This window comes from Brevibacterium zhoupengii (genome assembly GCF_021117425.1).
Classification (GTDB): domain Bacteria; phylum Actinomycetota; class Actinomycetes; order Actinomycetales; family Brevibacteriaceae; genus Brevibacterium; species Brevibacterium zhoupengii.
The window spans coordinates 3,061,565-3,087,171 of record NZ_CP088298.1; the positions used below are offsets into that span (position 1 = coordinate 3,061,565).

At 64.2% G+C, this 25,607-nt stretch carries 22 protein-coding genes and 1 pseudogene; 13 read left to right on the top strand and 10 right to left on the bottom strand.

All coding sequences use genetic code 11. The annotated features are described in order from the left end of the window. Nucleotides 1-45: 45 nt before the first annotated feature. From LQ788_RS13905 to LQ788_RS13915, 3 genes are all read right to left on the bottom strand, one after another. Nucleotides 46-1,770, bottom strand: coding sequence for a hypothetical protein (locus LQ788_RS13905; RefSeq protein WP_231441913.1), 1,725 nt, complete (start codon nucleotides 1,768-1,770; stop codon nucleotides 46-48). Between the two features lie 53 nt (nucleotides 1,771-1,823). Further along, a complete protein-coding gene (locus LQ788_RS13910; RefSeq protein ID WP_231447434.1) occupies nucleotides 1,824-2,768 on the bottom strand; it encodes a tetratricopeptide repeat protein in 945 nt (314 codons plus the stop codon). A 189-nt stretch (nucleotides 2,769-2,957) separates the two neighbouring features. Further along, on the bottom strand, nucleotides 2,958-4,577 hold the full coding sequence (locus LQ788_RS13915) for a hypothetical protein (protein ID WP_231441915.1): 1,620 nt from the start codon (nucleotides 4,575-4,577) through the stop codon (nucleotides 2,958-2,960). Between the two features lie 193 nt (nucleotides 4,578-4,770). Here LQ788_RS13915 and orn point away from each other — a divergent pair, with 193 nt between their 5' ends. The 3 genes from orn to LQ788_RS13930 all read left to right on the top strand — a co-directional run bounded on the left by orn (nucleotide 4,771) and on the right by LQ788_RS13930 (nucleotide 7,590). Continuing rightward, nucleotides 4,771-5,376, top strand: coding sequence for an oligoribonuclease (gene orn, locus LQ788_RS13920; protein ID WP_262908276.1), 606 nt, complete (start codon nucleotides 4,771-4,773; stop codon nucleotides 5,374-5,376). Between the two features lie 100 nt (nucleotides 5,377-5,476). After that, complete coding sequence (locus tag LQ788_RS13925; RefSeq protein WP_231441916.1) at nucleotides 5,477-5,899, top strand: ArsR/SmtB family transcription factor; 423 nt, start codon at nucleotides 5,477-5,479, stop codon at nucleotides 5,897-5,899. Beyond that, complete coding sequence (locus LQ788_RS13930; RefSeq protein ID WP_231441918.1) at nucleotides 5,896-7,590, top strand: SulP family inorganic anion transporter; 1,695 nt, start codon at nucleotides 5,896-5,898, stop codon at nucleotides 7,588-7,590. The genes LQ788_RS13925 and LQ788_RS13930 overlap by 4 nt, the downstream gene beginning before the upstream one ends. A 55-nt stretch (nucleotides 7,591-7,645) precedes the next feature. On the opposite strand, the gene LQ788_RS13935 is transcribed toward LQ788_RS13930, so the two are convergent. Together LQ788_RS13935 and LQ788_RS13940 are read right to left on the bottom strand one after the other, a co-directional pair. Further along, nucleotides 7,646-8,566 carry an SCO6745 family protein gene (locus tag LQ788_RS13935; RefSeq protein ID WP_231441920.1) on the bottom strand — a complete coding sequence of 307 codons (921 nt, stop codon included), beginning with the start codon at nucleotides 8,564-8,566 and terminating at the stop codon, nucleotides 7,646-7,648. Nucleotides 8,567-8,582: 16 nt separating this feature from the next. After that, nucleotides 8,583-9,494 carry a FadR/GntR family transcriptional regulator gene (locus LQ788_RS13940; RefSeq protein WP_231441922.1) on the bottom strand — a complete coding sequence of 304 codons (912 nt, stop codon included), beginning with the start codon at nucleotides 9,492-9,494 and terminating at the stop codon, nucleotides 8,583-8,585. 222 nt (nucleotides 9,495-9,716) lie between these two features. Between LQ788_RS13940 and LQ788_RS13945 the strand changes: the two are divergent. From LQ788_RS13945 to LQ788_RS13980, 8 genes and pseudogenes are all read left to right on the top strand, one after another. Beyond that, nucleotides 9,717-10,457 (top strand): annotated as a pseudogene (locus tag LQ788_RS13945) ((Fe-S)-binding protein); the annotation flags it as partial. Nucleotides 10,458-10,708: 251 nt separating this feature from the next. Next, nucleotides 10,709-12,235 (top strand): lactate utilization protein B, encoded by a 1,527-nt coding sequence (locus tag LQ788_RS13950; protein ID WP_394801309.1) that lies wholly within the window; start codon nucleotides 10,709-10,711, stop codon nucleotides 12,233-12,235. Further along, nucleotides 12,232-13,029 carry a LutC/YkgG family protein gene (locus LQ788_RS13955; RefSeq protein WP_231441924.1) on the top strand — a complete coding sequence of 266 codons (798 nt, stop codon included), beginning with the start codon at nucleotides 12,232-12,234 and terminating at the stop codon, nucleotides 13,027-13,029. Before LQ788_RS13950 ends, LQ788_RS13955 begins: the two co-directional genes overlap by 4 nt. Nucleotides 13,030-13,078: 49 nt before the next feature. After that, nucleotides 13,079-13,807: an LmeA family phospholipid-binding protein gene (locus LQ788_RS13960; protein ID WP_231441927.1), complete on the top strand. Its 729-nt coding sequence runs from the start codon at nucleotides 13,079-13,081 to the stop codon at nucleotides 13,805-13,807. Nucleotides 13,808-13,874: 67 nt separating this feature from the next. Then, entirely contained in the window at nucleotides 13,875-14,024 is a 150-nt protein-coding gene (locus LQ788_RS13965) for a hypothetical protein (RefSeq protein WP_231441929.1), read from the top strand. Between the two features lie 113 nt (nucleotides 14,025-14,137). Then, complete coding sequence (gene nhaA, locus LQ788_RS13970; RefSeq protein WP_231441931.1) at nucleotides 14,138-15,409, top strand: Na+/H+ antiporter NhaA; 1,272 nt, start codon at nucleotides 14,138-14,140, stop codon at nucleotides 15,407-15,409. Between the two features lie 57 nt (nucleotides 15,410-15,466). Continuing rightward, a complete protein-coding gene (locus LQ788_RS13975; protein ID WP_231441933.1) occupies nucleotides 15,467-16,747 on the top strand; it encodes a Zn-dependent hydrolase in 1,281 nt (426 codons plus the stop codon). A gap of 45 nt (nucleotides 16,748-16,792) precedes the next feature. Continuing rightward, complete coding sequence (locus LQ788_RS13980) at nucleotides 16,793-17,152, top strand: antitoxin (protein ID WP_231441935.1); 360 nt, start codon at nucleotides 16,793-16,795, stop codon at nucleotides 17,150-17,152. Between the two features lie 6 nt (nucleotides 17,153-17,158). Here LQ788_RS13980 and LQ788_RS13985 read toward each other — a convergent pair whose 3' ends face one another. Together LQ788_RS13985 and LQ788_RS13990 are read right to left on the bottom strand one after the other, a co-directional pair. Further along, a complete protein-coding gene (locus LQ788_RS13985; protein WP_231441936.1) occupies nucleotides 17,159-17,911 on the bottom strand; it encodes a hypothetical protein in 753 nt (250 codons plus the stop codon). 2 nt (nucleotides 17,912-17,913) lie between these two features. Continuing rightward, on the bottom strand, nucleotides 17,914-18,762 hold the full coding sequence (locus LQ788_RS13990; RefSeq protein WP_231441939.1) for a hypothetical protein: 849 nt from the start codon (nucleotides 18,760-18,762) through the stop codon (nucleotides 17,914-17,916). Nucleotides 18,763-18,968: 206 nt separating this feature from the next. On the opposite strand from LQ788_RS13990, the gene LQ788_RS13995 reads away from it, so the two are divergent. Then, nucleotides 18,969-20,288 (top strand): glutaminase, encoded by a 1,320-nt coding sequence (locus LQ788_RS13995; RefSeq protein WP_231441940.1) that lies wholly within the window; start codon nucleotides 18,969-18,971, stop codon nucleotides 20,286-20,288. Between the two features lie 178 nt (nucleotides 20,289-20,466). After that, the gene (locus LQ788_RS14000) at nucleotides 20,467-21,285 is read left to right on the top strand and encodes a siderophore-interacting protein (protein ID WP_231441942.1); all 819 of its coding nucleotides are present in this window, start codon (nucleotides 20,467-20,469) and stop codon (nucleotides 21,283-21,285) included. A gap of 49 nt (nucleotides 21,286-21,334) precedes the next feature. Here LQ788_RS14000 and LQ788_RS14005 read toward each other — a convergent pair whose 3' ends face one another. The 3 genes from LQ788_RS14005 to LQ788_RS14015 form a co-directional block, all read right to left on the bottom strand. Further along, on the bottom strand, nucleotides 21,335-23,644 hold the full coding sequence (locus LQ788_RS14005) for a choice-of-anchor I family protein (protein WP_231441944.1): 2,310 nt from the start codon (nucleotides 23,642-23,644) through the stop codon (nucleotides 21,335-21,337). A 136-nt stretch (nucleotides 23,645-23,780) separates the two neighbouring features. After that, nucleotides 23,781-24,704: a dihydrodipicolinate synthase family protein gene (locus LQ788_RS14010; protein ID WP_231441946.1), complete on the bottom strand. Its 924-nt coding sequence runs from the start codon at nucleotides 24,702-24,704 to the stop codon at nucleotides 23,781-23,783. Continuing rightward, on the bottom strand, nucleotides 24,701-25,564 hold the full coding sequence (locus tag LQ788_RS14015; protein WP_231441948.1) for a ribokinase: 864 nt from the start codon (nucleotides 25,562-25,564) through the stop codon (nucleotides 24,701-24,703). Before LQ788_RS14015 ends, LQ788_RS14010 begins: the two co-directional genes overlap by 4 nt. Nucleotides 25,565-25,607: the final 43 nt, after the last annotated feature.

Consider the following 25,607-nt stretch of genomic DNA (forward strand, 5'->3'; position numbering starts at 1 on the left):
GGTTGTCACTCGACGGGTGAGGTTGTCACTCGACGTAGGAAGTTGTCACTCGATGCGTGAGGAGAGCACGTTCCAATCGGTGGCCACGGCGCTGAGTTCGTCGCCGGTCTTCATCAGCACATACGGGTGGGCGGTGTCGACCTTGACGGTGTTGCCGTCCTTGTCATTGGTCTTCACTGCTTCGATGGTGTCGCCCAGGTCGACCGAGTAGTCGTCGGGGACCTCGATCGTCATGGTGCAGCGGACCTCGCCCATGCCGATCGCACCGTGTTCGGTGCTCAGCGTCATCGAGGTGAAGTCGAGCTTCTCATAGGGCTTGCAGGAGACGTCGACCTTCTCGAAGCCGGAGTCCTTGCCCCGCAGGTCGCCCAGATAGTCTCTGAAATCCTTGAACCCGCCTTCCTTCAGCCCATCGGCATCGGCTTTGCCGGCCTTGCCATCAACGAGGAATGACGATACTTGGTCCGCGGTCGCCGTCATATCCTTATCGAATCCCTCAGGGCCGGTCTTGACCGCTCCCTGCCCGTCAGCCATCAGCGTCGGCATCTGATCGGTCGGGATGTAGGAGGCGGTGCGAACGATCGGATCGGCCGCTGCCGACTCGCGAGTCACCAGCTGCACCTGCGTGAGCTTTTTGTCGCCCTTGCTGGTGCCGAATGCGTAGAACCACATCGGATATTCGGTGAAGCTCGGGCTGCCGGCGACGACCTCGCTGAAGTTGGGTGCCCGCAGCTTCTGCTTCGCCTTCTCCGCGATCTGCATCTGTGCGCGAGTGTGATCGATCAGGGGCTCGCCCTGAATCTTCTCCAGGTCGGTGCCGCCGTCTTTGAGAGTCTCGTCGAGAGCCTCGGTGTAGCCGGTCATGAAATCCCCGGCCTCGCCCGGGCGCATCGCCGTGCGCTCATAGGGGGTGATGTCGGGGCTGTGCGGCTGAGCCACGGGCAGTGCGCTGCACCCGCTCAAGGCCAGGCCCGAAGTCAGCGCTGCGGCGGTGACCGCGCGCATGGATCGTCTGCCGCGCGCGCTCTGGCGCCGAGGTGGCGCTGCGTTCGTCCCGGCAGGTTTCTTCACGAGGCGCGAGCTCTGCACACGTCCTGTGTTCGTCCCGTCGGCGAACGTCCCGTCGGTATCCGTTCCGCCGCCGCTGCCAGAACCTGGACCTGAGCTGCGGCGGCTGGGGCGGGCCTTCGTAGTCTTCTTCTCCGGTCGGATGCGGCCGTGGAACCAGCGCAGGAAGAAGTAGGCGCCGAATCCGGCCAAGATGATGCCCAGAGCGATACCGATGAGGCTCAATGCCAGGACTCCTTCCACACGCATCTTCATCGAGACCGTGGTGCCGTCAAGGCTTTCGCCCTCGTTCGCTGCCGAGATGACGAGGACCTGGGGGTCGGCATCGAGGTCGAAGGTCTTCGCGACCTTCTCCCCCGTGTCCTTGCTGATCCACCAGTCCCGGTCCGTGATCGTGGCTTCCGGTTCGGCATCGCCGGGGATGTACCTGTGCTCGAGTGTGTTGGGGAACTCGACGTTGCTGACCTGTTCCTGTGCCACTCCGTCGAGGATGCTGTCGGTGTCGACGCCGTTCGCGGTGCCGACGAACAGTTCCGTGCCCTCGGAATTCTCGGCCTCAACGGTGACGCTGGTGCCCGAATAGGGCACGATCGCCTCGTCGAGGACGACGGCGTAGGCGCCGTCCTTGACAGTGAAGGGTTCGGACTCGGTGACCTCGTCGGTGCCGACGACGGACAGAGCGGAGACAACCAGAACTGCCACGATCACCGCTGCAAGCGCGAACAGAATGGCTGTGGTGAGACGGATTCTCTGGATCAGAACAAGGCCCTCATCAATGCTGTGCGTGCCTTGGTCACGGCCGGATCATCCGCACCCAGGACTTCGAAGAGTTCGAGAACCCGCAGACGCAGCGCTTCCTTCTCATCACCGGCGCTGACGCGGATCAGTGAGATCAGTCGGTTGAAGGCGCTGCTCGGGTTGCCGCCGACGATCTCGGCGTCGGCTGCTGCCTTGGCCGCCTCGGGGTCCTTCGGGTTCGCATCTGCGGCGGCGACGAGCTGCTGCGGATCGGCGTCGATGAGGCGGCGTCCCAATCCGGCACGAGCGAGACCGAACTTGGCCTCCTCATCGGCCGGAGACGCAGCCAGCGCTGCCTTGAACAGGGACTCGGCAGTATCGAAGTCACCCCGGTCCAGTGCCTCTTCAGCCTCGGGATGGGCAGGACCGGCCGGTTCCTGCTCGGCTCCGGCAACGACGGCATGCCCGGTGACGCCGTTTTCGCCGGCGAGTTTGAGCAGCTCATCGAAGTAGGCCTTGACCTGCGCCTCGGGCAGTGCGCTCTGGAACAGAGGCACGGGCTGGCCCTTGACGATGGCGATGACGTTCGGGATCGATTCGACGCCGAAGGCCTGCTGCAGGCGTGGGTTCGCATCAACGTCGACTCGTGCCAAGACCAGACGGCCGCCGAAGGATTCGACGATGCGCTCGACGATCGGTGAGAGCTGCTTTCCCTGATCGCTCCATTCCGCCTGCAGGTCGATGACGACGGGAACGCGATCCGAGATCGCGACGACGTCGTTGAAGCTGGCTTCGTCGACGTCGAATGCCAGGGCCGGCACCGGCACCGCATTCGGGTCCGCGGCGGCTCCTGCGGACTGACCCGGTCCACCGGTCTTCTCCTCATGGGGCAGGTTCTTGCTGCGCACCGCGGACAGGTCGAGTCCCTGGTTGGGCTGCGTGTTGTCCTGCGAGGGATCCATTGACACGTGGTCTCCTTTGTTGCGGGAAGTGCGAATTCGTACGGTACGTCTCGTCCGGAACTCTACAGTTCAGACGGCGTTGATGACATCCAGTTTAGAACGTATCGACATCGTCGGGCCTGCACTCACTTCAGATCGCAGTGCCCGCGACCATTTCAGGTCGCCGGGCCTGCGACCCTTCAGTTCGGACTATTCCAGTTCAGCGCCGCTGAGAGTCTCCAGTCCGCCGATGAGGCGCACCTTGCCATCCTTGGGCACGAGGAACGTCAGGACCTGGGTCGTCTTCGTCGTCACCGGCTGCTGGGTGCTGTCGGATCCTGTCAGCTCCTTCTGCGGGCTGGACAGCGTCAGGGTTCCGGTCCGGCCGTCGACCGATTCCGGAGAGATCGTCGACTCGGCCTCGACGACTCCCGTGACGACGGCGGAATCATCAGCAGTGCCCTGCGCAACGATCTCCTTGCCCGGGGTGTACTTGTACTTGACCTCGGCCTTGCCTTCTTCGGCACTCTGCTTCTGCGCCTGCTGGTTCTTCCAGATCGACTTCGAGAAGTCATCGGACTCGAACTTCTTCGCTTCCTTCGAAGCCTTCCCCGAACCCAGTGCCTTGGCGTATTCGGACACGGCCTTCTCCGGTGTCATCGCAAAGTCCTTGGACTTCGGATCGAGAAGTGCCGAACCCTGCCTGGCATCGGGAATCTCCGGCAGCTCCGTACCCGGGACCAGCTGGGTCTGCGACCACAGCTTGTAGTCGGCCCGTGGGTCCTCCTGGGTCAGGACCAGAAGCTGAGTGTCCTTGCCCGCCGAGGTGACGAGGCTGGTCATGCGCGGCCAGGAGTCGGTGGCCGCGGTGTAGTTCACGACGACCTTCTCATTGGCCACTGCCGGTGGAAGCTTCTGCTTCTCGACCTTCTCCTTCACCTTATAGGCATCCTCGCGCTGCTGCAGGGCAGGTCCTGCAGCGGCCTTCTTCAGATCGGAGCTGGAGGTCTTCTTGTCTGCGGCCTTGATGTCTTCGGCCACGGAGTCGAGGATCCGTTTGGCCTGATCATCGTTGACGCCGGCTGCGGCAGAGCTCGGCGCTTCCGAGGGTTCCGGCTTAGGCAGCTCTTCGGGACCACAGGCGCTCAGTGCCAGAACCGGAACGATCGCAAATGCGGTTCCGTATTCTGCCAGCTTCTTGCGGCGTTCCTGACGGGCCGTGCGTCGGTTCTTCTCCTTCTTCGCGCTCTTGCGGTTGAAGAAGAGGACGACGATGCCGCCGATGAACAGTGCCCCGCCGATGATCATGAGAGGAAGAGCCCAAGGGGTCTCGGCGTGGTTGGGCCAGGAGATGGTGACGGTCTTGACGTCGCCGGGTTCACCGCTGCCTGCGATGAGGAATCCGGTCCGGTTCGCGTCATCGGTCCAGTCAAGCTTCACCGTGTCTGTTCCGGTGACTTCGGAGGTCCAGAGATCGGCACCGGCAGGGTTGGGAACCTTCGCCTTGCCGTCCTGGGCCTTCACGGTCAGTTTGCCTTCGGGGGCGAGACCGGTCACATGAGCCGAGGCTGAGTCGCCCACCCAGGCTTCGACGTTCTCGGCTGGTGCCTGAGCGATCGTCAGATCGCCGGAGCCCTTGACCTCAAGAGTTGCGGGGGTTTCGTAGAGATTGAGCATCCCGGGGTCGACGACGACGGCCGGTGTCTCCGCATCGATCTCTGCGGTCGCGGTGATCTGGTCGTCCGGCGCCCACAGGGTCTTCTGCAGAATTCCGAGGCCTCCGACAACGACGCCCACCACCATGAGAATCACAGCTAGTGTGTAGCGCACGTACGAACCCTTCCCTCAACAAAGTGTCTTCTGACCCCACGTTCACCCGTGGGACAGTCCAAGTTTAAGTCACTGAGCGCCGATTGGTTTTGTGCGTGTACTCAGCGTGTGTCGACGCGCACAGCTGACGGTGTGGTGGTGCGCACAGCCAGGGGAAATGCTCAGCCCCGCCCCTCTGCTCTAAGCTGGAGTGGTGAGCAACGACAAAATTGTGTGGATCGACTGTGAAATGACCGGCCTCGACGAAGTCAGGGATGAGCTCATCGAAGTGGCGGCTGTCATCACCGACTTCGACCTCAACCCCCTCGACGAGGGCATCGACATCGTCATCAAACCCTCCGCCTCGGCGCTGGAGAACATGAACGACTTCGTCACCAAGATGCACACGAGTTCCGGGCTCATCACCGAACTCGATGCAGGCACAACGGTCGCCGAGGCGCAGACTCAGGTGCTCGATTACATCAAGAAGCACGTCCCAGAGGCCGGCAAGGCGCCCCTGGGCGGCAACTCGGTGGGCACCGACAAGGTGTTTTTGAACAAGCAGATGCCCGAGCTCGTCGAGCACCTCCACTACCGGATCATCGACGTGTCCTCGATCAAGGAACTGAGCAAGCAGTGGTTCCCCCGCGCCTACTTCCAGTCCCCTGAGAAACACGGCGGCCACCGCGCCCTCGGCGACATCCTCGACTCCATCGTCGAACTCCAGTACTACCGCAAGGCCGTCTTCTCGGCTGAAGGCCCGACCTCCGACGAGGCGAAATCCATCGCCGCCGAGGTCAGCGCCAGCGTCTCCCGCTGACTGGCCCGAGCATCACCGCCGGACTGGCCCGAGCATCACCCTCTGACTGGCCGAGTGCCATTCGCCGTCTTCGGCGTTGATGTGAAATGATGATTCCATCATGCCATTAAGTCACGGACAGCGTCCCCTCTATGAGGTCAAGGCCAACCTGTTCAAAGGGTTGGCCCACCCCTACCGAATCCGCATCCTCGAGCTCCTCGCCGGCGCCGCAGAGGTCAGCGTCACCGACCTGCAGGCCGAGACCGAGCTCGAAGCCTCCCACCTCTCCCAGCACCTCGCCGTTCTCCGCCGACATCGCCTGGTCGAATCCGAACGTCGAGCCAGCCACGTCTACTACCGCCTGTCCGACCAGCGCACAGCGGAGCTCCTCTCTGTGGCCCGGTCGCTGCTGCTGTCGATGCTCGAAGACGACGAGGGGCGCCTCGCCGAGGCCCAGACGCTGCCGCAGATTCCAGGTGGTCCTGCCACCTCGGGCAGAGTTGCGCCCACAGCCGGCCCTGTCACCAGCGAGCCGGCGCAGTGAGTGCGCCCAGCACCGCCTCGGCGGCCCTGCTCAGCACGCTCAGACGAGCACGCTCTCTGCTGCCTCGCGTCTCCGACTACAGCGAGACTCGCCGCTCGTGGCCGCGGGACCTCCTCGCCGGTGTCACCGTCGGCATCGTCGCGCTTCCGTTGGCACTCGGCTTCGGCGTCAGCTCGGGACTCACCGCGGAACAGGGGCTGATCACTGCAATCGTGGCGGGTCTGCTCGCGGCGATCTTCGGTGGCTCGCATGTGCAGATCTCGGGACCGACAGGCGCCATGGCCGTCGTGCTCGTGCCCATCGTCGCCACCCAGGGCGCCGAGGCGGTGGTTGCGGTCACGCTCATCGCCGGGATCATCGTCGTCGCGGCCGGCCTATTGCGTCTGGGCCGTGCCGTGTCGTTCATTCCCTGGCCCGTGATCGAGGGATTCACCCTGGGGATCGCGGCCATCATCTTCTTGCAGCAGGTCCCCTTCGTCACCACGCCGAGAGACTCACAGCCCGGAGAGCACAGCACGAATGCGCTCCTCGCGGCCGTTCAGCTCATCGGTGAGGCCGACTGGTCGTACATGCCCTATTCGCTGACGGCAGTTGCGATCGTCGTCGCATGCATGGTCCTGGCACCGAAGATCCATTCCTCGATCCCAGGCTCTCTCGTCGGCATCATCATCGTCACGGTCCTCGCCGCACTCATTCCCAACCCCCTCGCGACCATCGGGGAAATTCCACGCTCGCTGCCGCTGCCGTCGATTCCGAGCATCGATCTCGGCGCCATCGGCGGACTGCTGCCGGCAGCAGGGACGATCGCTGCCTTGGCGGCCATCGAATCGCTGCTCTCAGCGCGGGTGGCCTCCTCGATGTCGGAGTCGGGCGCCTACAGTCCCGATCGGGAACTGGTCGGACAGGGAATCGCGTCCATCGGCTCCTCACTCTTCGGCGGCATGCCCGCGACCGGTGCCATCGCGCGCACCTCGGTCAATATCCGTGCCGGTGGTCGCACCAGGCTCGCCTCGATCGTCCACGCTCTCGTGCTCCTGGCCATCGTTCTCGCCGCGGCCGCCCCCGTAGGGCATATCCCGCTAGCGGCCCTGGGCGGAGTCCTCTTCGTCACCGCGGTGCGCATGGTTCATCTGACCACGGTGCGTGCCATCATGCGTTCGACGCGCTCCGATGCGGTCGGCTTCGTCATCACCGCACTCATCACTATCTCGTTCGACCTCATCATTGCCGTCGGAATCGGTATGGTGGTGGCCGCAGCGTTCGCCCTGCGCAACCTGTCCCGGGCCACCGGAGTCACGATCGAAGAGGTCTCCGCCGCCGATTCCGCCGATCCAGGCGATGACTCGATCTCGATCGTGCGCTTCGATGGACCTCTGTTCTTCGCCTCCTCGGACCGGGTCTTCGACGAAGTCATGGAACTCGACGGAATCGTCGTGGTGATCCTGCGGATGTCCCAGCTCGAGCTCGTTGATGCGTCCGGCGCGCGGATCCTCGCCGAGGTGGTGCACACCTTCGAACGCCGCGGGATCACGGTCCTCATCAAGGGCGTCAAGGACTCCCATGTCGATCTGTTCCGTCACGTCGGCGTACTCAGCGCGCTCAGGCACAACAAGCACCTCTTCGATGACCTGCCCAGTGCGATCGAGCATGCTCGCTCACACGTGAAGCGGGCCTCGACTGGCTCCCGCTGAGCCGACGTGGATGCCAGCCTGGGGCCGACGTGGATGCCAGCCCTGCTACAGTGACTCAGCTGGTCTTCTTGGCCGGCTGGGCGAAGACCGACGCGGGGAAGGCTCCCGACTGAGCCAGGACCTTGATCAGGCTGCGGCTCGGGGACACGAGCGCCTCGATCTCCTCATCGGAGAGGACTGACCAGGCTGCGGCCACGGTGCCGTCGGTGAGCTGTTCGACCTGCTCCTTGAGATCGCGTCCGGCATCAGTGATCGCCGGCAGATCGAATCCGCGCTCGTCCTCGCCGACGGTGATGAGACCGGCCTCGGCCAGGCGCGTCTGTGCGCTCTTCCATTCTTCGTCGGTGTATCCGCGGGTCTTCTGTGCCGCACGAGGTTTGAACGAGGCGCCCGTGGCGACATCGAGCAGGAGGGCGTCGATGCCCGGCACACCTGTTGTCACCAGTGAGGCCACGTGGCCGTCACCGCGGAACTCTCGGGCGATGGTCGCCACGCCCCACAGCCGCTCGAACGCTGTGTTCGGCTGGTGGGCAGTCAGTGCGTCGGCGGTGGCCTGAGCCAAGACTCGGCCCGAGAAGTCCATGTTCTCCAGCACCGGCGCCACAGCGGTCGCGACCTCCGTGGCCGCCTCGGTGAGCAGGGCGATGTCCTCACGGGAGTCGAAGAGCTCGGACATGAATGCGGCCACCGCGTCGAAGCGCGCCTGCACCATGGTCTCCGGTGAGGCAGTGTCCCAGATCTTCGGGAACTGGGTCGAGAGGAAGGCATGTGAGTAGTTGTAGTAGGCGGCGCTGACCACCCCGGCATTCACGCGCCCCAGCGGAGCCGATCGTCCGGCCAGGTTCCCTTCGACTCCGGGTTCGAGTCCGTGTTTGGCATATTCCCGGCCCACGGTCTCGGAGAAGTACATGGCCGAGTGGAACGAGTTGAGGCGGGAAGAGATGGTCCTGATGTTCTGCGTGCGCTGCGAGTTCATGGTGCCCATCCTATGGTCAGGTCTCCCGTGCGTCGAGAGCGTTCGACGGCGTATCTGTGCTGGTGGACGCGGTATCGGTCGACGCGGTGTCAGGGCCGGTGGTCGTGGTGTCAGCGTCGGCGAACGCAGAGCCGGTGGTCGCAGTGTCAGCGCCAGTGGTCGCGGTTCTGATTCCGGTGGTCGCAGCGAACCAGTGGATGTGGTCCGCACATTCTCTCCGTGCCCGCTCCGCATCACCGGCGAGGACGCTCTCGAGGAGACCTGCATGCTGTGCGGTGAGTTCGGCCTGCACCCATGGCCAGTCAGCGGTGCCGTCTGCCGCCGCGGAGACATAGTCGAGGATGCTGCTGGACAGCGAGGCCAGAATGATGTCGGTGACCGGATTGCCTGCCGCGGCACACAGTTCGCGATGGAATCGGGCGTCGAGATCATGGAAAGTCGCCTTGGCGATGTCGGCCTCTCGCATCCGAGCCAAGAGTTCACCGGCGCGTCTCAGGTGGACCCTGCTCAGCCCGGTGCCGTGTTCGCCCGCCGGTGACATCCTCGCGGCAGAGCCAACTTCGCCGGCAGCCTCGGCGGCGACAGCCTCGGCGGCGGTGGCGACCGCATCGGATTCGAGGACGACTCGGGTGGTGAGTACGTCTGCGGGAGCGATATGCCGGGCCGAGACGTGCAGCTTCAAGGCCCGGGACAGGCCCACCGCAGGCTCGGAGACGATGACCGATCCGGCCTCGGGTCCCGATCCGACACCGGATCGGATGAGTCCGACGGCGTCGAGGATGCGAATGGCTTCGCGCACGCTGGACCGGGAGACGGCGAAGCGCTGAGCCAGGGCACGCTCCCCCGGCAGCCGGTCGCCGAGGTTGAGCGTACCGTCGAGGAAAGCACCCTCGATTCCGGCAAGGACTATTTCATAAGCCTTATTCATCGTAATTGCCTTTTCGCCGTCCGCGGTTCCCGCGAAGAGTCCGCTGTCTGCGGGGTTGTCAGGGGCATCTGCATCGAGGCCTTTGCGGGGACATCCCCTTATGTTATGGTCTGACCACATTTGTGACAAGAACCACTTCCGTCGCATTCGATCGGTCTTCGCTCAGGAGCCGAGCCCCGGATCCGATTCTTGGCACTGCAGGCACCACGGCTTGGAGGTCAGATGAAGATTGCACTGTTCGCCACGTGCATCGTCGATGCCATGTATCCGGAGGTCGCGCAGGCGACCGTGACGATTCTGCGCAGACTCGGCCATGAGGTGATCTTCCCCGAGGGGCAGACCTGCTGCGGCCAGATGCACATCAATTCAGGAAAGTTCGCGCAGGCAGAACCGGTCATCGCGGCCCATGCCCGCGCCTTCTCCAGCACCGAGTGGGATGTCGCTGTCGCCCCCTCCGCGTCCTGTGTCGCCTCGCTCGGACACCAGCAGCCGATGGTCGCCAGGCGGATGGGAAACGAAGCCCTGGCTACGGAGGCCGCCGACATCGCCGGACGCACCTATGAACTCTCTCAGTTCCTCACCGACGTCCTCGGCATCACGGATGCCGGGGCCGACCTGGGGTCCTACTTCCCTCACCGGGTGACCTACCACCCTTCGTGTCACGGAATGCGTCTGCTGCGCCTCGGCGATCGCCAGAGCAATCTGCTGCGCTCGGTCGAGGAGATCGACTTCGTCGAGCTTCCTCTGGCGGACTCCTGCTGCGGATTCGGAGGAACCTTCTCGGTGAAGAACCCCGAGGTCTCCTCCGCGATGCTCGCCGACAAGGTCCGCACCATCCAGTCGACCGGCGCCGAGGTGTGCACCGGCGGAGACGCTTCCTGCCTCCTGCACATGGGCGGCGGAATGTCTCGCTTCCAACGGACCGGGAACTTCGAGGGCACCCCCGACGTCACGGCCGTGCATGTGAAGCAGACGAGCTCGACCGAGGCCGGCGCCGACAATGCCGATCAGCTCACAGCGGTCGTCGGAGCCAGCGACGATGACCACCGTATCCCCGGCCAGCAAGGCACGCGGCCGCAGGAACCGAGTCAGCTGCAGTCGGGTCTGAGGGGCGGACAGTCGGCGGTCCACCTGGCGCGGATCCTCGCCTCGACCAAGGAGGCTCCGCTGCGTGTCCAAAGTGAAGGAGCAACCGTGAGCGGAGGGAGTCTGCGATGACTTTTCTGGGAATGCCGCTGCTGCGGTCCACACGCCATGACGATCATGAGATCCCGGGCGGACAGGGCAATATCGTCGAAGACGAGTCCTTCGCCGGGGTCTCACATCAGCATCTGTCGAACCAGCAGCTGCGCAACAACATCGGACATGCGACCGCGACGATTCGGGACAAACGCTCCGAGGTCGTCGCCGAACTCGACGATTGGGAGGCCCTGCGCGAGGCCGGGTCTCGGTCCAAGAATCAGGTGATGGAGAACCTGCCGGAGTATCTGGCCGAGTTCGAGAAGAACTTCACGGCGGCCGGCGGCGTCATCCACTGGGCCCGAGATGCCGATGAGGCCAATGCCATCGTCACCGAACTCGTCGAGGCCAACGCCCCGGTGCTGGAGAGCGGGCGCCGTGAGGTCATCAAGGTCAAGTCCATGGCGACCCAGGAGATCGGACTCAACGAACACCTCGAGACGCAGGGCATCGATGCCTTCGAAACCGACCTGGCCGAGCTCATCGTCCAACTCGGCGATGACAAGCCCAGCCACATCCTCGTCCCCGCCATCCACCGCAACCGCGATGAGATCCGCGACATCTTCAGAGACAAGATGCCCGACGCCGGAGAGCTGACGAATGAGCCGGCAGTCCTCGCCGAGGCTGCCCGAAGGCATCTGCGCCACAAGTTCCTGACCACGAAGGTCGCGGTCTCCGGAGCGAACTTCGGCATCGCCGACACCGGGTCACTCGGCGTCGTCGAGTCCGAGGGCAACGGCCGCATGTGCCTGACCCTGCCGGAGACGCTCATCACCGTGATGGGCATCGAGAAGCTGCTGCCGAGCTTCGATGATCTCGAGGTCTTCCTGCAGCTGCTGCCCCGGTCATCGACCGGTGAGCGCATGAACCCGTACACCTCGTTCTGGACGGGCACGACCCCCGGCGACGGTCCGCAGAACGTCCACCTCGTCCTCCTCGACAATGGCCGCACCCGGGCCCTGGCTGATGAGCACGGACGCACCGCGCTGAACTGCATTCGCTGCTCGGCGTGCATGAACGTCTGCCCGGTCTACGAACGCACCGGCGGTCACGCCTACGGGTCGACCTATCCGGGGCCGATCGGTGCGATCCTCTCACCACTGATGACCGGCATAGAAGTCGAAGAGAACGGCTCCCTGCCCTACGCCTCGAGCCTGTGCGGAGCCTGCTACGACGTGTGTCCGGTCAAGATCAACATTCCCGAGATCCTCGTCCATCTGCGCGGCGAGGACGTCGAAGCCAACCACTCCCCCGTCTCCTCACAGCTCGACGCAGCGCTCACCGGCGCCTCGTGGATGATGAGCGACGGCAAGCGGATGGCCGCAGCCGAATCCGGTCTGCCCATCGCCCACGCGGTCACCGGTGGCGACCAGATCAATTCGCTGCCCGGCATCGCAGGAGCGTGGACCTCGAGCCGTGACATCCCCGCGCTGCCGGAGAAGAGCTTCAGACAGCTGTGGGCCGAGGATGCCGCCCGCGCAGAGGAAGAGGACGAGACATGACGGACACTGCACGCGAAGAGATCCTCGGCCGCATCAATCAGGCCCTCGGTCGCCGAGGTGGGGGCGAGTACGTCTCGTCCGCCTCCGGGACCGTGCCCGCCGGTTCACCCCAAAGTGCCACCGGCTCCGTGCAGTCCCATGGCACGAGCACGCAGACGAGCGCCGAGGTTGCTAGCGCTGAAGGTGCCGACGCCGAGGCTGCAGGTGCCGACATTCCCGCGGCCGGCGGCGGCATGGTCAATCAGAGCGCGGACTATCGTCGCACCGGCACGCATGAGGGCGAGGACCTCATCGAGCTGCTCATCGACCGTCTTGTCGACTACAAGGCCAACGTCCACCGCGTCAGCGGCGACCCAGCGACGACTATTGCGGGACTCCTCGACTCCGGGTCGAAGGTCGTTGTGCCTCGCGGGCTCGATGACTCATGGCTGCGTTCGTTCTCCGGTGAGGTCTCGGTCGATGCCCCAGGGCAGGAGCTGAGCGTCCCCGAACTCGACGCCCAGGCGGCAGTGGTGACCGCCTCGGCGGTGGCGATCGCCCAGACGGGAACCATCGTCCTCGACGGATCACCGGAGTGCGGCAGGAGGGCGATCACGCTCGTGCCAGATCATCATGTCTGCGTTGTGCGCGTGGCCGACATCGTCGACATCGTGCCCGAAGGGATCGCCCGCCTGAATCCGACAGCGGCGCTGACATTCATCTCCGGGCCCTCGGCGACAAGCGACATCGAGCTCAAACGCGTCGAAGGCGTCCACGGTCCGCGCACCCTCGACGTGGTCATCGTCGATACGTGAGTCGGCCCCACGACCCCAAGGCCATCGGCGATGCGGAACAATGGTGGCCATGACGATGGCCCGCACTGCAGAATACCCACGCGAACCACCTCGGCGGAGGTCTCGCCGGTCCAAACTCATCGTCACCGCGGTCATCGTCGTGATCACCCTCATCCTCGGCGTCATCGCCGCCGACCGGGTGGTCGACTTCACCACCGAGCAGAAGATCGCCTCGAGCCTCGAACCCTACGGCGAGGCTGATGTCAACGTTGAGGGCTTCCCCGTGCTCACTCAGATGGCCGGAGGAACGCTTGACACCGTTCGTGTCACAGCGGATAAGGCGCAATATGAGAATGTCGACTTCACCGATGTCGATGCCGAACTCTTCGACGTCCCGGTCGACACCTCACGCCCCATCGGCACGGTCGAGGCGAGCGCGGTGATTCCGCTGTCGACGATCGACTCGCTGGCCACCGAGCACGCCTCGCTGCCCGATGGCATGTCATTTGCCACTATCGACGGCGGACTCTTCCTCAAAGGCTCACTGCTCGGTCAGGAGCTGCTCATCGGCATCGACCCGCAGGCGCAGTCGCGGCAGGTCGTGGTCAATGCCACGACGATCAAGCTCGGATCTGCCGAGATCGACATCGACTCTCTCCCGTCCTTTCTGACCTCGTCGATCTCCGACATCGTCATCGACCTCGACTTCCTGCCCGCAGGCCTGGAACTCACCGACATCAAGGCCACCGACACCGGCCTGGAGATCAGCCTCCACGGCACCGGAGTCTCGTTGAACTGAGATTGGGGCGACTCGAAGCGGGGCGTGAACCTGCGAAAGCATTCTGATTTCGCGTAGACTGACTGTGATGACTCCCACGATGCCTGACACCGTTTTCACACCGAAGGTGTGGGTTCTGGGGCATCCGGGCACCAATGGCTACATCACCTCCTGGGGCATGATGCTCTCAGGAACAGCCCCACTTCTGGCCGGCGAACGACTCCGGCCCATCCTCTGAGCAGACGATCGTGAGCGCGAGCGCCTCGGCGCTCGATCACTGACCACTCTGGCAGAGCACCCACACATTTCGGGTCGGAGAAGCACACCGTCCGACCACGAAATGGGATCACCGTGTCTTCACCTTCTCCAACGACCACCGGCGGCAACCGCCTGCTCACCTCTCTGCGCAAGGACACCGTGGGCGGCGGACTCCTCGTCATCGCCGCACTCACCGCCCTCATCTGGGCGAACTCTCCACTCGCGGACTCATACTTCGCTCTCAGAGACGTCGAGATCGGCTTCGCGCCGTGGCACCTGCAGCTGAGTCTGGGCACCTGGGCCGCCGACGGGCTGCTCGCGATCTTCTTCTTCCTCGTCGGGGTTGAGCTGAAGACCGAATTCACGCATGGAGACCTGCGCCGTTTCCGCACGGCCATCGTCCCCATCACTGCCGCCGCTGGTGGTGTCATCGTCCCGGCCCTCATCTACACGGTGCTCATGACCTCTCACCCGCAGCTGCTGCGCGGCTGGGCAATCCCCACTGCGACGGACATCGCATTCGCCGTCGCTATCCTCGCGATCATCGGCTCCCACCTGCCCAAGGCGCTGCGCATCTTCCTCCTCACCCTCGCCGCGGTCGATGACCTGCTGGCGATCGGCATCATCGCCGTCTTCTACACCGAGTCCATCACCCTCATCCCCCTGCTGGCCGCCGTTGGAGTCATCATCGTCTACGGACTCATCGCCGCCCGTTGGAGAACATCCTTCGTCGACCGCGCCTGGGCGGCGTGGGTGATTCTTCTGCCGCTGGGACTCATCGCCTGGGGCCTCATGCATGCCTCCGGGGTCCACGCCACGATCGCGGGTGTCGCGCTCGGGTTCACCATCCCGGCCTTGGCTCGGCGCCGGCGCAGGGCCCAGGACGAGACCCCGAACCTCGCCGAGGTGCTCGAACACCGCCTGCGTCCCCTCTCCGCAGGGTTCGCCGTCCCCGTGTTCGCCTTCTTCGCCGCGGGTGTGGCCGTGGGCGGATTCGAGGGGCTGGCCACGGCGTTCTCCCAGCCGCTGACCTTCGCGATCATCGCGGCACTGGTGCTCGGCAAACCGCTGGGCATCCTCGCTTCGACCTGGCTGGTCTCCCGCTTCACCTCCGCCGGGCTGGATCCGAGCCTTAAGTGGCCCGATCTGGCCGGGGTCGGTCTGCTCGCCGGCATCGGCTTCACGGTCTCCCTCCTCGTGGCCGAACTCAGCTTCATACCAGGTTCTCCCGAACACGATTATGCGAAGGTCGCCATCCTCAGCGCCTCCGTGATCGCGGCCCTGCTGGCCATGCTCGTCTTGGGCAGCAGGAACCGTCGGTATCGCACTGCAGAGGGCGCTACCCTGGATGTGCATCAAGTCTGACGAGGGCACACCTCTTCACGCACCCCAGCACCGCCTCACCATCAGAAAGGCTCAACGATGAGCACGATCACCCCGGTAGTCCCACGATTCGAATCTGAACTGACGACGCTGGCCACCCTCGTCGACTCGGATCGGCCCGGATGGACGAGGCGAGCGCTGAGCGAATTCGATATCGCCGGGCGCGACTACGCCCGCACCCTGATGAAGCAGGCAGGGCTGCAGACCCGAGTCGACGGTGCCGGCAATGTCATCGGAGTCCTGCCGGGTCGCCTCGGCGGGCGTGAGATCATGCTCGGGTCCCACACCGATACCGTCGACGGCGGTGGCCGCTTCGACGGAATCACCGGTGTCCTCGGTGCCATCGAGGTCGTGCGGCTGCTGCGGGAGAACGACATTCGACTCGACCATGACCTCGTCATCGTGGTCTTCTTCAACGAAGAGCCCAATGACTTCGGTTTCTTCTGCGTCGGCTCCCGGGCGATGACCGGACTCGTCGACCGCACCACCCTGGCCGCCACCGACACCAGAGGCCGCAGCCTCGCCGAGGCTCTGCCGGATTCCGGCATCGATCCCGAGGCTTTCCTCGAGGCACGCTACGACTTCTCCAAGGTCACCGCCTTCCTCGAACTCCACATCGAGCAGGGGCCCGAGCTGGAGCGGATGGACAGACAGATCGGCGTCGTCGAGACCATCACCGGCATCAACCACTTCAAGGCACTCTTCACCGGGCGACAGGACCACGCAGGCACGACCCCGATGGATGTCCGCGCCGACGCTGGATGTGCTGCTGCCGGCACGGTGCTCGCCGTCGAGTCGATCGCCGAGTCCGGGACGAATACTCGGGGTACGAGCGGCCAGATCCAATTCACTCCGGAAGCCGTCAACGTCGTCTCAGCCAATGCCAGCGTCGAAGGCGAGTTCCGCGGCCCCGAGGGGTCTTGGCTGCAGGAGGCTCAGCGGCGGCTCACCGACGCGGCCAGCCAGAACGCCGACAAGCGCGGTGTCCACGTGGAGATGGAGTGGACGACCGACGATGCGCCCGTGCCCCTGCACGAACCGATCACCTCGACCATCGCCGAGGTGGCCGATGAGCTTGGTCATACCCGCGCCACCATGTTCTCCGGCGCCGGTCACGACGCGGGCATCATCGCCGCGAAGACGCAGGTGGGCATGATCTTCGTGCCCTCACATGATGGCCGCAGCCACTGTCCCGAGGAATTCACGGAACTCGATGACATCGTGCCTGGAATCGAGGTTCTTCTGCAGACGGTGCTCCGCCTCGACGGGGCCGCAGTTACAGGTGGGATGCCACGATCAGGTGGATCACAGTCTCGGTGACTACAGTCAGTGCTGACACGACAGTCTGCTGAAAAGGGCCGCATCATGCCATTCGACAAGTTCATCAACAAAGCCAAGAACCTGGCCAACGATCCGAAGGTCCGCGAAAAGCTCAACTCCGAAAAGGGAGAGAAGGCCACCGATTCGATCCTCGACAAGGCGGCTGGGGTTGCGGAGTCTCTGACCAAGGGCAAGCACACCGATAAGATCCAGAAGGCCCGAGACGCCGCCGACCGCGCCGTCGGCACCGATGGGAAGTCGGAGAACAACCAGGCCGATGGCCAGCGACCGGCCGGTGAGCAGCGCCCTGCTGACAATCAGCGTCCCACTGACGATCAGCGACCGGCCGGCGAGCAGCGTCCCGATGTGAATCCTCGCACCGACGAGGGCGATACTCGCCCCTGAGGATCCTCACTTCGTCGAATCGATCCTCGGCTCGATGAGGCCAGCCTCGTCGGTGTTGACAATGATCCGCACGGCGTCGGTCTCTGCCAGCTCGTCAGGCCCGATCAACCAGTCATCACCGGACTTCCGGCCGCAGGATTCGCCCTCCGGGGGCCAGTCCTCACACTCGACGGCGACGATCGATTCAGCTGATTTTACGACCACGTCCCCGGGCACCAACGGTCGGAAGTAGACGGCGACTCCCCCGGTCTTCGCCTTCGCCTGCGCTTTCGTTTTCGCCTGCGCGGAGCCGACTGCTGCACCGGTGACCCTGTAGTCGACGGTGGCCTCGTGCTCTCCTTCGGTGAATTTGTCCTCGGCGGAGATGTCGACGGCGTGGACCTCGTGTTCCACCTCCACCTCGGCGGGTTGGCCATCCATAGTGATCGCCGGATCTGAGTACTGTGCCCGCAGGTAGGGCGGCAGCACCGACTCGGTGTCGGGCAGACGGAAGCCGTCGTGGACCGCACCGCCGAAGGTGAATGTGTAGTTCCTGGCCAGTTCCATGGTCTGGTCGATGTGCACCAGATAGCTGCCGTCGGAGTCGATGGTGATGGTGTGAGTGGCGTCCTCTCCCATGTACGGGTTGGGTGCGGCAGAGACGTCATCGACGGTGACCGTGCCGGCGACGACGGCCGCGGCTGAGACCACCAGTACTCCTACGCCGGCACCGGCGGCTTTCCGGCTGCGTGAACTGGTCCCGTGCTTTCGGGAGTTCATGATCAGCTCCTCTCACGTTCGGGTGCGTCAATGGGTTCGGCCTGCATATTCTCCGGGGCAGCGAATCCGATGGCACCGATGCTGCTTGAGATCTCTTCTGACCAGGTGAGTCTGGTGCCGTCGTCGGTGAAGCGATGTTTGTCCAAACCCGTGCATTCCGGATCAGGGTCGAAGTCCATATTGTCTGGCAGGCACTGAATCGGACCGCCCGCTTCCAGTGACACGGTGCGCATGCTCGGCGCTTCGTTCGATCCAGAGGGAAATCGCAGGGGCAGAACGAAGAGCTCATGCCCATCGACGTTGAGGTAGACGTCGTCAAGAACATAGGTGAAGTCGACGACGTGCCTGCCCGGGGTCCACTGCGAATCTTCGCCAGCCTGCTTCGGGCGCGTGAAGTCGTAGACGGCCGAATCAGAGAATGAACCGTCGATCGCCGGATTCTCGCGTGTCACGGTGAGATCGCCCACCTCGGCGGGATTCTCCTTCGTTGAGTCCTCCGCGGTGCTCAGCTCCTGCGCTGAGACCTCCCCAACCTGTGGCAGAACGTAATACCTCGGGCCGGCACCGACTCCGTAGCCGATCCGCTCTCCACCGACATACCAGGACAGCGGCGACTTCATCTCGTCGGTGACATCGAAGATCAGGCGCTGGCTCACATGCAGCGACCCATCGTTGCGCGGTGCCACGTTCACCGTGATCTCTTCGGGCGTCAGCGCCTGTTCGGGATACCTCGACCGATCCGGTGGCATTTCGGGGCTGCGAGTGAACACCGGGAACACGATCACGAGGATGATGACTATCGCGGCGAACCCGATGGCACCGGCGACGATGATGCTGGTTGGCTTCGACATGTTCACACAATATGGTTGGCCACTGCGGCATCTGTGCCAGCCCAGTTCCGGTTCTGTCACATGCTCTGCCCACATTGAGTTCACTGCCCCGCGGTGGACTCCCCACCAGCACCGGGGTGTGTGAGAATAGCAGTCGGGCATCAGCGGCCCCCGCCATATTCAGCCGAATCACATCCCACGAACTTCATCACACTGCAGGAGGTGCAATGCGATCCCCTATCCCTGATTTCCTGGACGAGACGCTTGATCGTCACAGGTCAGACCGGTCCGGTGCGAACGCGGACTATATCCCCGATCTGGCGGCAGCCGATCCGGAGAAGCTGGGCATCTGCATCTCCACCCTCGACGGAGTCGAATACTCCTCCGGCGACTCGGAGTTCGAGTTCTCCATCCAATCGATGTCGAAGCCCTTCATCTACGGCATGGCGATCGAGCAGGAGGGACTGGCTGCGGTGCTCGACATGGTCGGTGTCGAACCCAGCGGTGAGGCCTTCAACGAGCTTTCCCTGGACAAGATGTCGGGCAAGCCTCTCAACCCGATGATCAACGCCGGAGCCATGGTCATCCATTCGCTCCTGGGCGAGCCGGGAACCTCGCTGGCCGAGCGGATCGAGATCGTGCGTGCCGGCCTGTCCGAGTTCGCCGGACGGCAGCTGCGCGTCGACGATTCGGTGGCCGAAGGCGAATGGGGTGAGGCTTACCGCAATGTCGCGATCGCCAATATGCTGCGCTCATACGGTGTCTACACCGACCAGCCCGACGAGGTGGTCCAGGGCTATATCGCCCAGTGTTCGATCCTCATCACCACCAAGGACCTGGGCATCATGGCCGCCACCCTGGCTGCCGGCGGAATCAATCCGATCACCGGCAAACAGGTGCTCTCACCTCGTGTGAACCGTCAGGTCCTCGGGGTCATGATGACGTGCGGCATGTACGACGCGGCCGGTGACTGGATGACAGAGGTCGGCGTGCCCGCCAAGTCCGGCGTCTCCGGCGGAGTCTTCGGGGTCCTGCCCGGGCAGGTCGGCATCGCCACCTTCTCTCCGCGCTTGGACAAGCACGGGACGAGCGTTCGCGGAGCCAACATCTTCCGGACCCTCTCACGCGAGCTGAGTCTGCACATCATGGACGCCCCCGAACCTGCCCGCTCCATCATTCGCCGTGACCGACGCTTTGTGGACTCCCAGGGCGTCATGGTCCGCATCTGCAGCCTCCAGGGCCTCATCCAGTGGAGCGGTGCCGAGAACGTCATCCGGACCATGGACGCACCCGAGTCCAATGTTGAGGCCTTCGTCCTCGACCTGCGTCGGGTCAACGAGATCAACGGGGTGGCCCGACGCATGCTCACCGAGGCGATGAGCCGGCTCGAGGACGACGGGAAGCGCATCGCACTCATGGACCCCGAAGACATGCTCCTGTGCAAGAGCCCGAGCACGTCCCTGCCCGATGTCGAATACGTCGACTCGCCCAAGGCGCTCAAGGGTCTGCGGCGGCTGCGCGAGGACTGGTCACAGAGAGCCGTGTGATTCCCCGCGTAATTTCGCAGCGGCTCCCGGTGGCCCGGCTGACGTGACTCACACCGTCACTTGATAAGGTAAGGCTAACTAACCTGATCATGCAGGCGCAGTTTGAGGCCCTCGCCGAGGCGGCCCATCCGAACAGCCCGGCCCTGTCGCATCCCAGCGCATCCCAGGAAGGCTCTCTATGTCGACGACGCCCACTACGCAGAACAGCTCAGCCCGTCCACCCCGGCCGCAGGCCATCCTCACCGTCCACGAGGTCACCGCCGTCTCTCCGAACCTGATTCGCATCAGGGCCGGCGGTGAGGGCTTTGATGCCCTCAACAGCAACGAAGCGACCGACAAATACGTCAAGCTCATGTTCGCCGACCCCGCGCACGGCCTCACTCCGCCCTATGATCTGGCAGAGCTGCGGGAGAACTCCCCCGAGAAGCTGCCCCGCAACCGCACCTATACCGTGCGGGAGATCAACGAAGACGAGAAATGGCTGTCACTGGACTTCGTCATCCACGGCGACGAGGGCGTTGCAGGCCCCTGGGCCAAGGCCGCGCAGCCAGGCGACACCATCGTCATGGTCGGTGCCGGAGGCAAGTACCGGCCGAACCCTGATGCCGCATGGCATCTGCTCATTGCCGACCACACCGCAATACCTGCCGTCAGCACCGCTCTTGGGGCCATGAACGCCGAGGCGAAGGGCACGATCATCGCCGCCGTCGCAGACGAAGCCGACCGACTGCTGCCGGCAGCACCGGCTGGCTTCACCGTGGTCTGGGTCGACAGCGACAATGAGCTCATCTCCGCTGTTCGCGGGCTCGACTGGTCCGCAGGTACTCCACAGGTCTTCGCCCACGGTGAGCGTGGGACCATCAAAACGATTAGGACGATCCTCAAGGAACACGAGGTGCCTCGTGAGTCGCTGTCGATCTCAGCCTATTGGGCTCGCGGTCGCGCCGAGGACCAGTTCCAGGCCGAGAAACGCGAACCCATCGGCAAGATCGACTGACACCGTCTCAGGCTTCAGCCCCACCCGGCCGGCCGGAGATTCTTAGCGCTCAGTCCCAACCGATTGATCCGAGGACGTCGTTGCTCGACTGTGCCCCGCTCCGGCGCCCGTCTCCGCGCCGACCGCTCCGACGGCGACGTGACAGGTAGATGGCAAGGACACCGAAGCCGATGAGACCTAGCGCGATACCGGCCATGATGAGGTACTGACCCATGTCGGCTCCGGTGCGCGGCAGCGAGCCAGCATTGTCGCCGTCCGCGTCTGTCCCGTCGGAGGAGGCGCTGGCGTCGCTGTTCGCCGCAGTGCCTGCGCCAGCCGCTGAGTCCGAGCCGTTCACTGCCGCCTCGGACTCTGTACCTTCGGAGTCTGCGGCGGCATCTTCGCCTGCGCCCTTGGAGTTGGCAGCTCCGTCGGTGTCCACCGAGCTGTCAGCGTCCTCCGCGCTCTCGGAGTCCGTCGAGTCGCCGGAATCGGCCGAAGTCCCGGAGTCGGAGGAAGCCTCGGACGTGCCTGAGCTGTCGGCATCCGTAGAGTCATCGGATGCAGCCGAGCTGTCGGAGTCCGTCGAGTCATTGGAATCGGTCGAGTCATCCGAGTCAGCTGAGTCGTCAGTTTCGGCTCCTGCGCCCGAACCACCGTCGTCGTTGAGATCAGCGACGGAGTACAGACTGGTGGTGCCCGAGACCTCGTTGCCGACGACGAGGGCGGCCTCATCGGTCGGCGACTCGTCGGCACCGAGGAAGGTGATGCCTTCCGGCCCGAGGTCGCCGGCGCTGGAGAGCAGAGCGTCCGGGTCGGCGGCGTCCTCGATCTCATCTTCGACGGAGATCGAGAAGTCGCGGTTGTTGAAATAGGTGGCGAAGGTGGGGTTCGCTGGGTCGCTGAGGTCGAAGGCGGCGATTCCGCCCACCCGTTCGAACCCGGCGAAGGCATAGGTGGTCTCCCCCACCTGACCGACAGTCAGTGCTTCGGGTTCTGGCCCCTTGTCATCGCTGCGGCCCTCGAGGTTGGACTCGGAATGGTTGGAGTTGAAGAAATCGGGAATCGCCTCGGCGGTCATCTGTTCGAAGCTGTCGCCGGAGTCGGCGACGAGCGTACCCTCGGTCGTCCACACGGAGAAGGATCGGGCACCGAAGGAGTAGAGCTCCTCATAGCAGTCACCGCTCTCGCTCAGCCCCAGATCGGTGATGACATTGAGCCTGCCCAGGTCCTCGTCACCGAGCTTGTCGGCCAGCGGGGAGGTCTCACAGACCGGCGCCAATTCGTCCTCGCCGAGGTCCTTGACCCTGGCCGCGTCGACGAAGTCGCCCCATTCTCTGGAGTCTCCCTCGTTGGCGGTGACCAGATAATCAGTGCCGCCGGAGGTGAATGTTGAGATCGTGTCGGGCATGTAGGCGCCTTTGAGTCCCGGGTACTCAGCGATGTTCTTCTCCGGCGCGTCCTCGGGGTCACGGTCGGAGGCGTCGAGTCCGTTGCCGACCTGACCATGATCCTTGAAGCCCAGCGGCAGAACGTCGGTGACCTCGGCTGTCGCGATATCGACAACGGCGATCGCATTCGCCTCCTGCAACGTGGCATACGCCTTGTCACCTGCGACGGTGATGTATTCGGGTTCGAGGTTGCGAGACACCGGCAGATCGTCATGAGGTTCGGGTCCGAATACGCGAACGTCATCGGTCAGAGTCTTCGAACCGCCGTCCTCCAAGTCGTGGAAGTCGGCGGTGTGCACATCCGATTCCTCGGGTGCGGCCACCTCGGCGGGCAGGTCGACTACGGATACTGACCCCTCAGGATCCGTGCCAAAGTCTTCGTCCGGCTCGCCCTCGTTGGCCACCAGCGCATGCGCGCCGTCCGGGGTCAGTGCCACCATGTCCGGCAGCGATCCCACTTCAACAGTGCCCAACACCGTCGCCGAGGTGGTGGTGGCGTCGAAGAACATCAACGATCCCGGTGCGGTCTTGTCTTCGTTCTCCAACGCGATGACTCCGAGCCCGTCGTCACGGACGGCGATGGAGTTCGCGATTCCGGAGCCGGTGACCTCACCGGACTTCTCGGGCTTGTGCGGATCGGAGATGTCGATGATGTCGACGGTTGCCGCCTTCGCATTGACGGTGAAGGCCGTGTCGCCGTGAACGGCGGTGATCTCTGCGGCGGACTCGTCGAACTGACCGGTCTCGTGCGAGCCGAGGAATCCGAGGTCCAGGTTCGCCTCCGGTGCGGAGTAGCTGATGGGCTCACTCACCTCGGCCGCGGCTGCTGCTCCAGTGCCGATCATCGTCCCTGTCGTGCTCAGGCCCGCGGTCAGCAGCAGGACGGTCAGGGCGGCCGTGGTCGAGCGCGAGGTGGACGGATGCGTCATCGGTTCTCCGGAGTCGAGGTGATCGAGGGGGCGAAACTGCCCGCAACCACTCATATATAGGCAGGTGGTCTGTCTCTGCCTCGAACTACGGGTGGATTCCTGGTGAACACACGTGTCCTACTCCGGGCGCGGTTGCTCAGCCGAGGTTGAGGGTCTCGGCCACCTCGGCGGCTTTCCTCTTCTGGTCATCGGTGAGGCCGAGGATCGGACGGGGCAGGGAATGCTGGGCAACCAGTCCGAGATGTTCGGCGATCGCGACGGTGACTCGAAGGCTGCCGCCGAATTCGGCGAAAAGATCCCACAGGGGTTGGAGTTCGGCGGAGAGTTCCAACGCCCGGTCAGCCTCGCCGTTCTGGGCGGCGCGGGTGATCGCGAGCATCGGGGTCGGCAGGGTTCCTCCGACTGCCGTGTACCAGGCATCGCAGCCGGCGTTGAGGCCGGCCGCCCCGAACGCGTCACCGGAGATCCCGATGCTCACGCGGTTGCCGGTGGCGGCCCGGATCTGTTCGACGTGGGCAGTGAAGTCCGGGGGCGACATCGCCTGCCCGGGAATCTTGATCGAGGCCACGCCGTCGAGTTCGGCCAGTCGGGCGTAGAGATCAAGGGTGAAGGTGAAGTGCGTGGTGCCCGGATTGTCGTAGACGACGACGGGAAGATCGGTCGCCGAGGTGACCGTGCGGAAGAGTTCGAACACGTCTTCCTCGGTCAGCGGCTGATAGCTGACAGGTGCGAGCAGGAGCCCCTGAGCGCCAACGGCTTCAGCCGCGGCCACATTGGCCAGAACGTCGCGCGTGCGCAGTGCTCCAATCCCGACGAATACGGGGATCCCGGCAGCATGCTCGACGGTCAGCTGCGCGACTCGGGCGCGTTCCTCGGTGCTGAGATAGACATACGATCCGGTCGACCCCAGGGCAGTGATCGAATCGACGCCGGAGGCGACGAGACGCTGGATCAGTCCCGCGTAGGCAGCCTCGTCGATCGCCTCGTCGCGGATCGGGGTGAGGGGGAAGGCGCTCAGGCCGTTGAACAAGTCAGGCGATGGAGTGTTCGGGTCCGTCATGTCGTGGTCTCCGTAGAAGTCGTCGATTGCAGGTAGTGCTCGAGTCGGTGGAATTCGGGTTGGGCATTCGGGTCCATCACAGCCTCGGCACCGATGGCATTGGCCACCGCCAGTGATTGATGCCGCGAATGTCCGGTAGCCAAGGCGATGGTGAGGGCCGCGCAGAATGCGTCTCCGGCACCCACGGTGCTGACCGGTCGACGCGGCAATGCCTCCGCGAAGGCCACCTCTCGACCGTATTCGTATAACCCCGAACCCCGCGAACCATAGGTGATCGCCACGAGCCTCGCGTCACGCAGCTGCGGGAGCAGATCGTATTCGCTCTCGTTGACGATGATGAGATCGGCTCGCTCGACCACCTCGGCGGGCAGAGGGAGAGCGGGGGCGGCGTTGATGACGAATCGGCCAGGCACGGTATGTGACAGTTCTGTGATCAGGTCCATGGACACCTCGAGCTGAGTGAGCACGGTTTCCTGGGCACCGAATCCGCATTCGGCGATGCTCACGTGGGCATTCGCGCCTTCGCAGACGGCGATCTGATTCTCGCCAGCTGCATCGACCATGATGAGGGCGGTCCCTGTTTCCGAGTCGACGACAGCAACGTCATCGGTCCCGACGCCGGCACTCAGCAGTGCGTGTGTCATCGCCGTGCCTGCGGCATCGGAGCCGACGGCTCCGATCATTCTGGTCCTCGCGCCCAGTCGCGCCGCGGCACTGGCTTGATTGGCACCCTTGCCGCCGGGACTGTGGACGAGCCGACCCCCGCCCACGGTTTCACCGGCTGCGGGCAGACGGTGGGTGATGGCGGTGATATCGGCGTTGATGCTGCCAACGACGGTGAGGTCGAGGTCAATGGTCATGGGTTCCTCCCCTCAGACCGATGTCGGCACCCGAGATGCTTCT

What these genes read in the sequence shown, in the direction of transcription:
- LQ788_RS13950 (WP_394801309.1), top strand. Translation starts at nt 10,709, where the DNA reads ATGACTTTTCTGGGAATGCCGCTGCTGCGGTCCACACGCCATGACGAT.
- LQ788_RS14000 (WP_231441942.1), top strand. Translation starts at nt 20,467, where the DNA reads ATGTCGACGACGCCCACTACGCAGAACAGCTCAGCCCGTCCACCCCGG.
- LQ788_RS13955 (WP_231441924.1), top strand. Translation starts at nt 12,232, where the DNA reads ATGACGGACACTGCACGCGAAGAGATCCTCGGCCGCATCAATCAGGCC.
- LQ788_RS13990 (WP_231441939.1), bottom strand. Translation starts at nt 18,762, where the DNA reads ATGTCGAAGCCAACCAGCATCATCGTCGCCGGTGCCATCGGGTTCGCC.
- LQ788_RS13925 (WP_231441916.1), top strand. Translation starts at nt 5,477, where the DNA reads ATGCCATTAAGTCACGGACAGCGTCCCCTCTATGAGGTCAAGGCCAAC.
- LQ788_RS14010 (WP_231441946.1), bottom strand. Translation starts at nt 24,704, where the DNA reads ATGACGGACCCGAACACTCCATCGCCTGACTTGTTCAACGGCCTGAGC.
- LQ788_RS13910 (WP_231447434.1), bottom strand. Translation starts at nt 2,768, where the DNA reads ATGGATCCCTCGCAGGACAACACGCAGCCCAACCAGGGACTCGACCTG.
- LQ788_RS13975 (WP_231441933.1), top strand. Translation starts at nt 15,467, where the DNA reads ATGAGCACGATCACCCCGGTAGTCCCACGATTCGAATCTGAACTGACG.
- LQ788_RS13935 (WP_231441920.1), bottom strand. Translation starts at nt 8,566, where the DNA reads ATGAACTCGCAGCGCACGCAGAACATCAGGACCATCTCTTCCCGCCTC.
- LQ788_RS14015 (WP_231441948.1), bottom strand. Translation starts at nt 25,564, where the DNA reads ATGACCATTGACCTCGACCTCACCGTCGTTGGCAGCATCAACGCCGAT.
- LQ788_RS13965 (WP_231441929.1), top strand. Translation starts at nt 13,875, where the DNA reads ATGACTCCCACGATGCCTGACACCGTTTTCACACCGAAGGTGTGGGTT.
- LQ788_RS13940 (WP_231441922.1), bottom strand. Translation starts at nt 9,494, where the DNA reads ATGAATAAGGCTTATGAAATAGTCCTTGCCGGAATCGAGGGTGCTTTC.
- LQ788_RS14005 (WP_231441944.1), bottom strand. Translation starts at nt 23,644, where the DNA reads ATGACGCATCCGTCCACCTCGCGCTCGACCACGGCCGCCCTGACCGTC.
- LQ788_RS13960 (WP_231441927.1), top strand. Translation starts at nt 13,079, where the DNA reads ATGACGATGGCCCGCACTGCAGAATACCCACGCGAACCACCTCGGCGG.
- LQ788_RS13980 (WP_231441935.1), top strand. Translation starts at nt 16,793, where the DNA reads ATGCCATTCGACAAGTTCATCAACAAAGCCAAGAACCTGGCCAACGAT.
- LQ788_RS13985 (WP_231441936.1), bottom strand. Translation starts at nt 17,911, where the DNA reads ATGAACTCCCGAAAGCACGGGACCAGTTCACGCAGCCGGAAAGCCGCC.
- LQ788_RS13995 (WP_231441940.1), top strand. Translation starts at nt 18,969, where the DNA reads ATGCGATCCCCTATCCCTGATTTCCTGGACGAGACGCTTGATCGTCAC.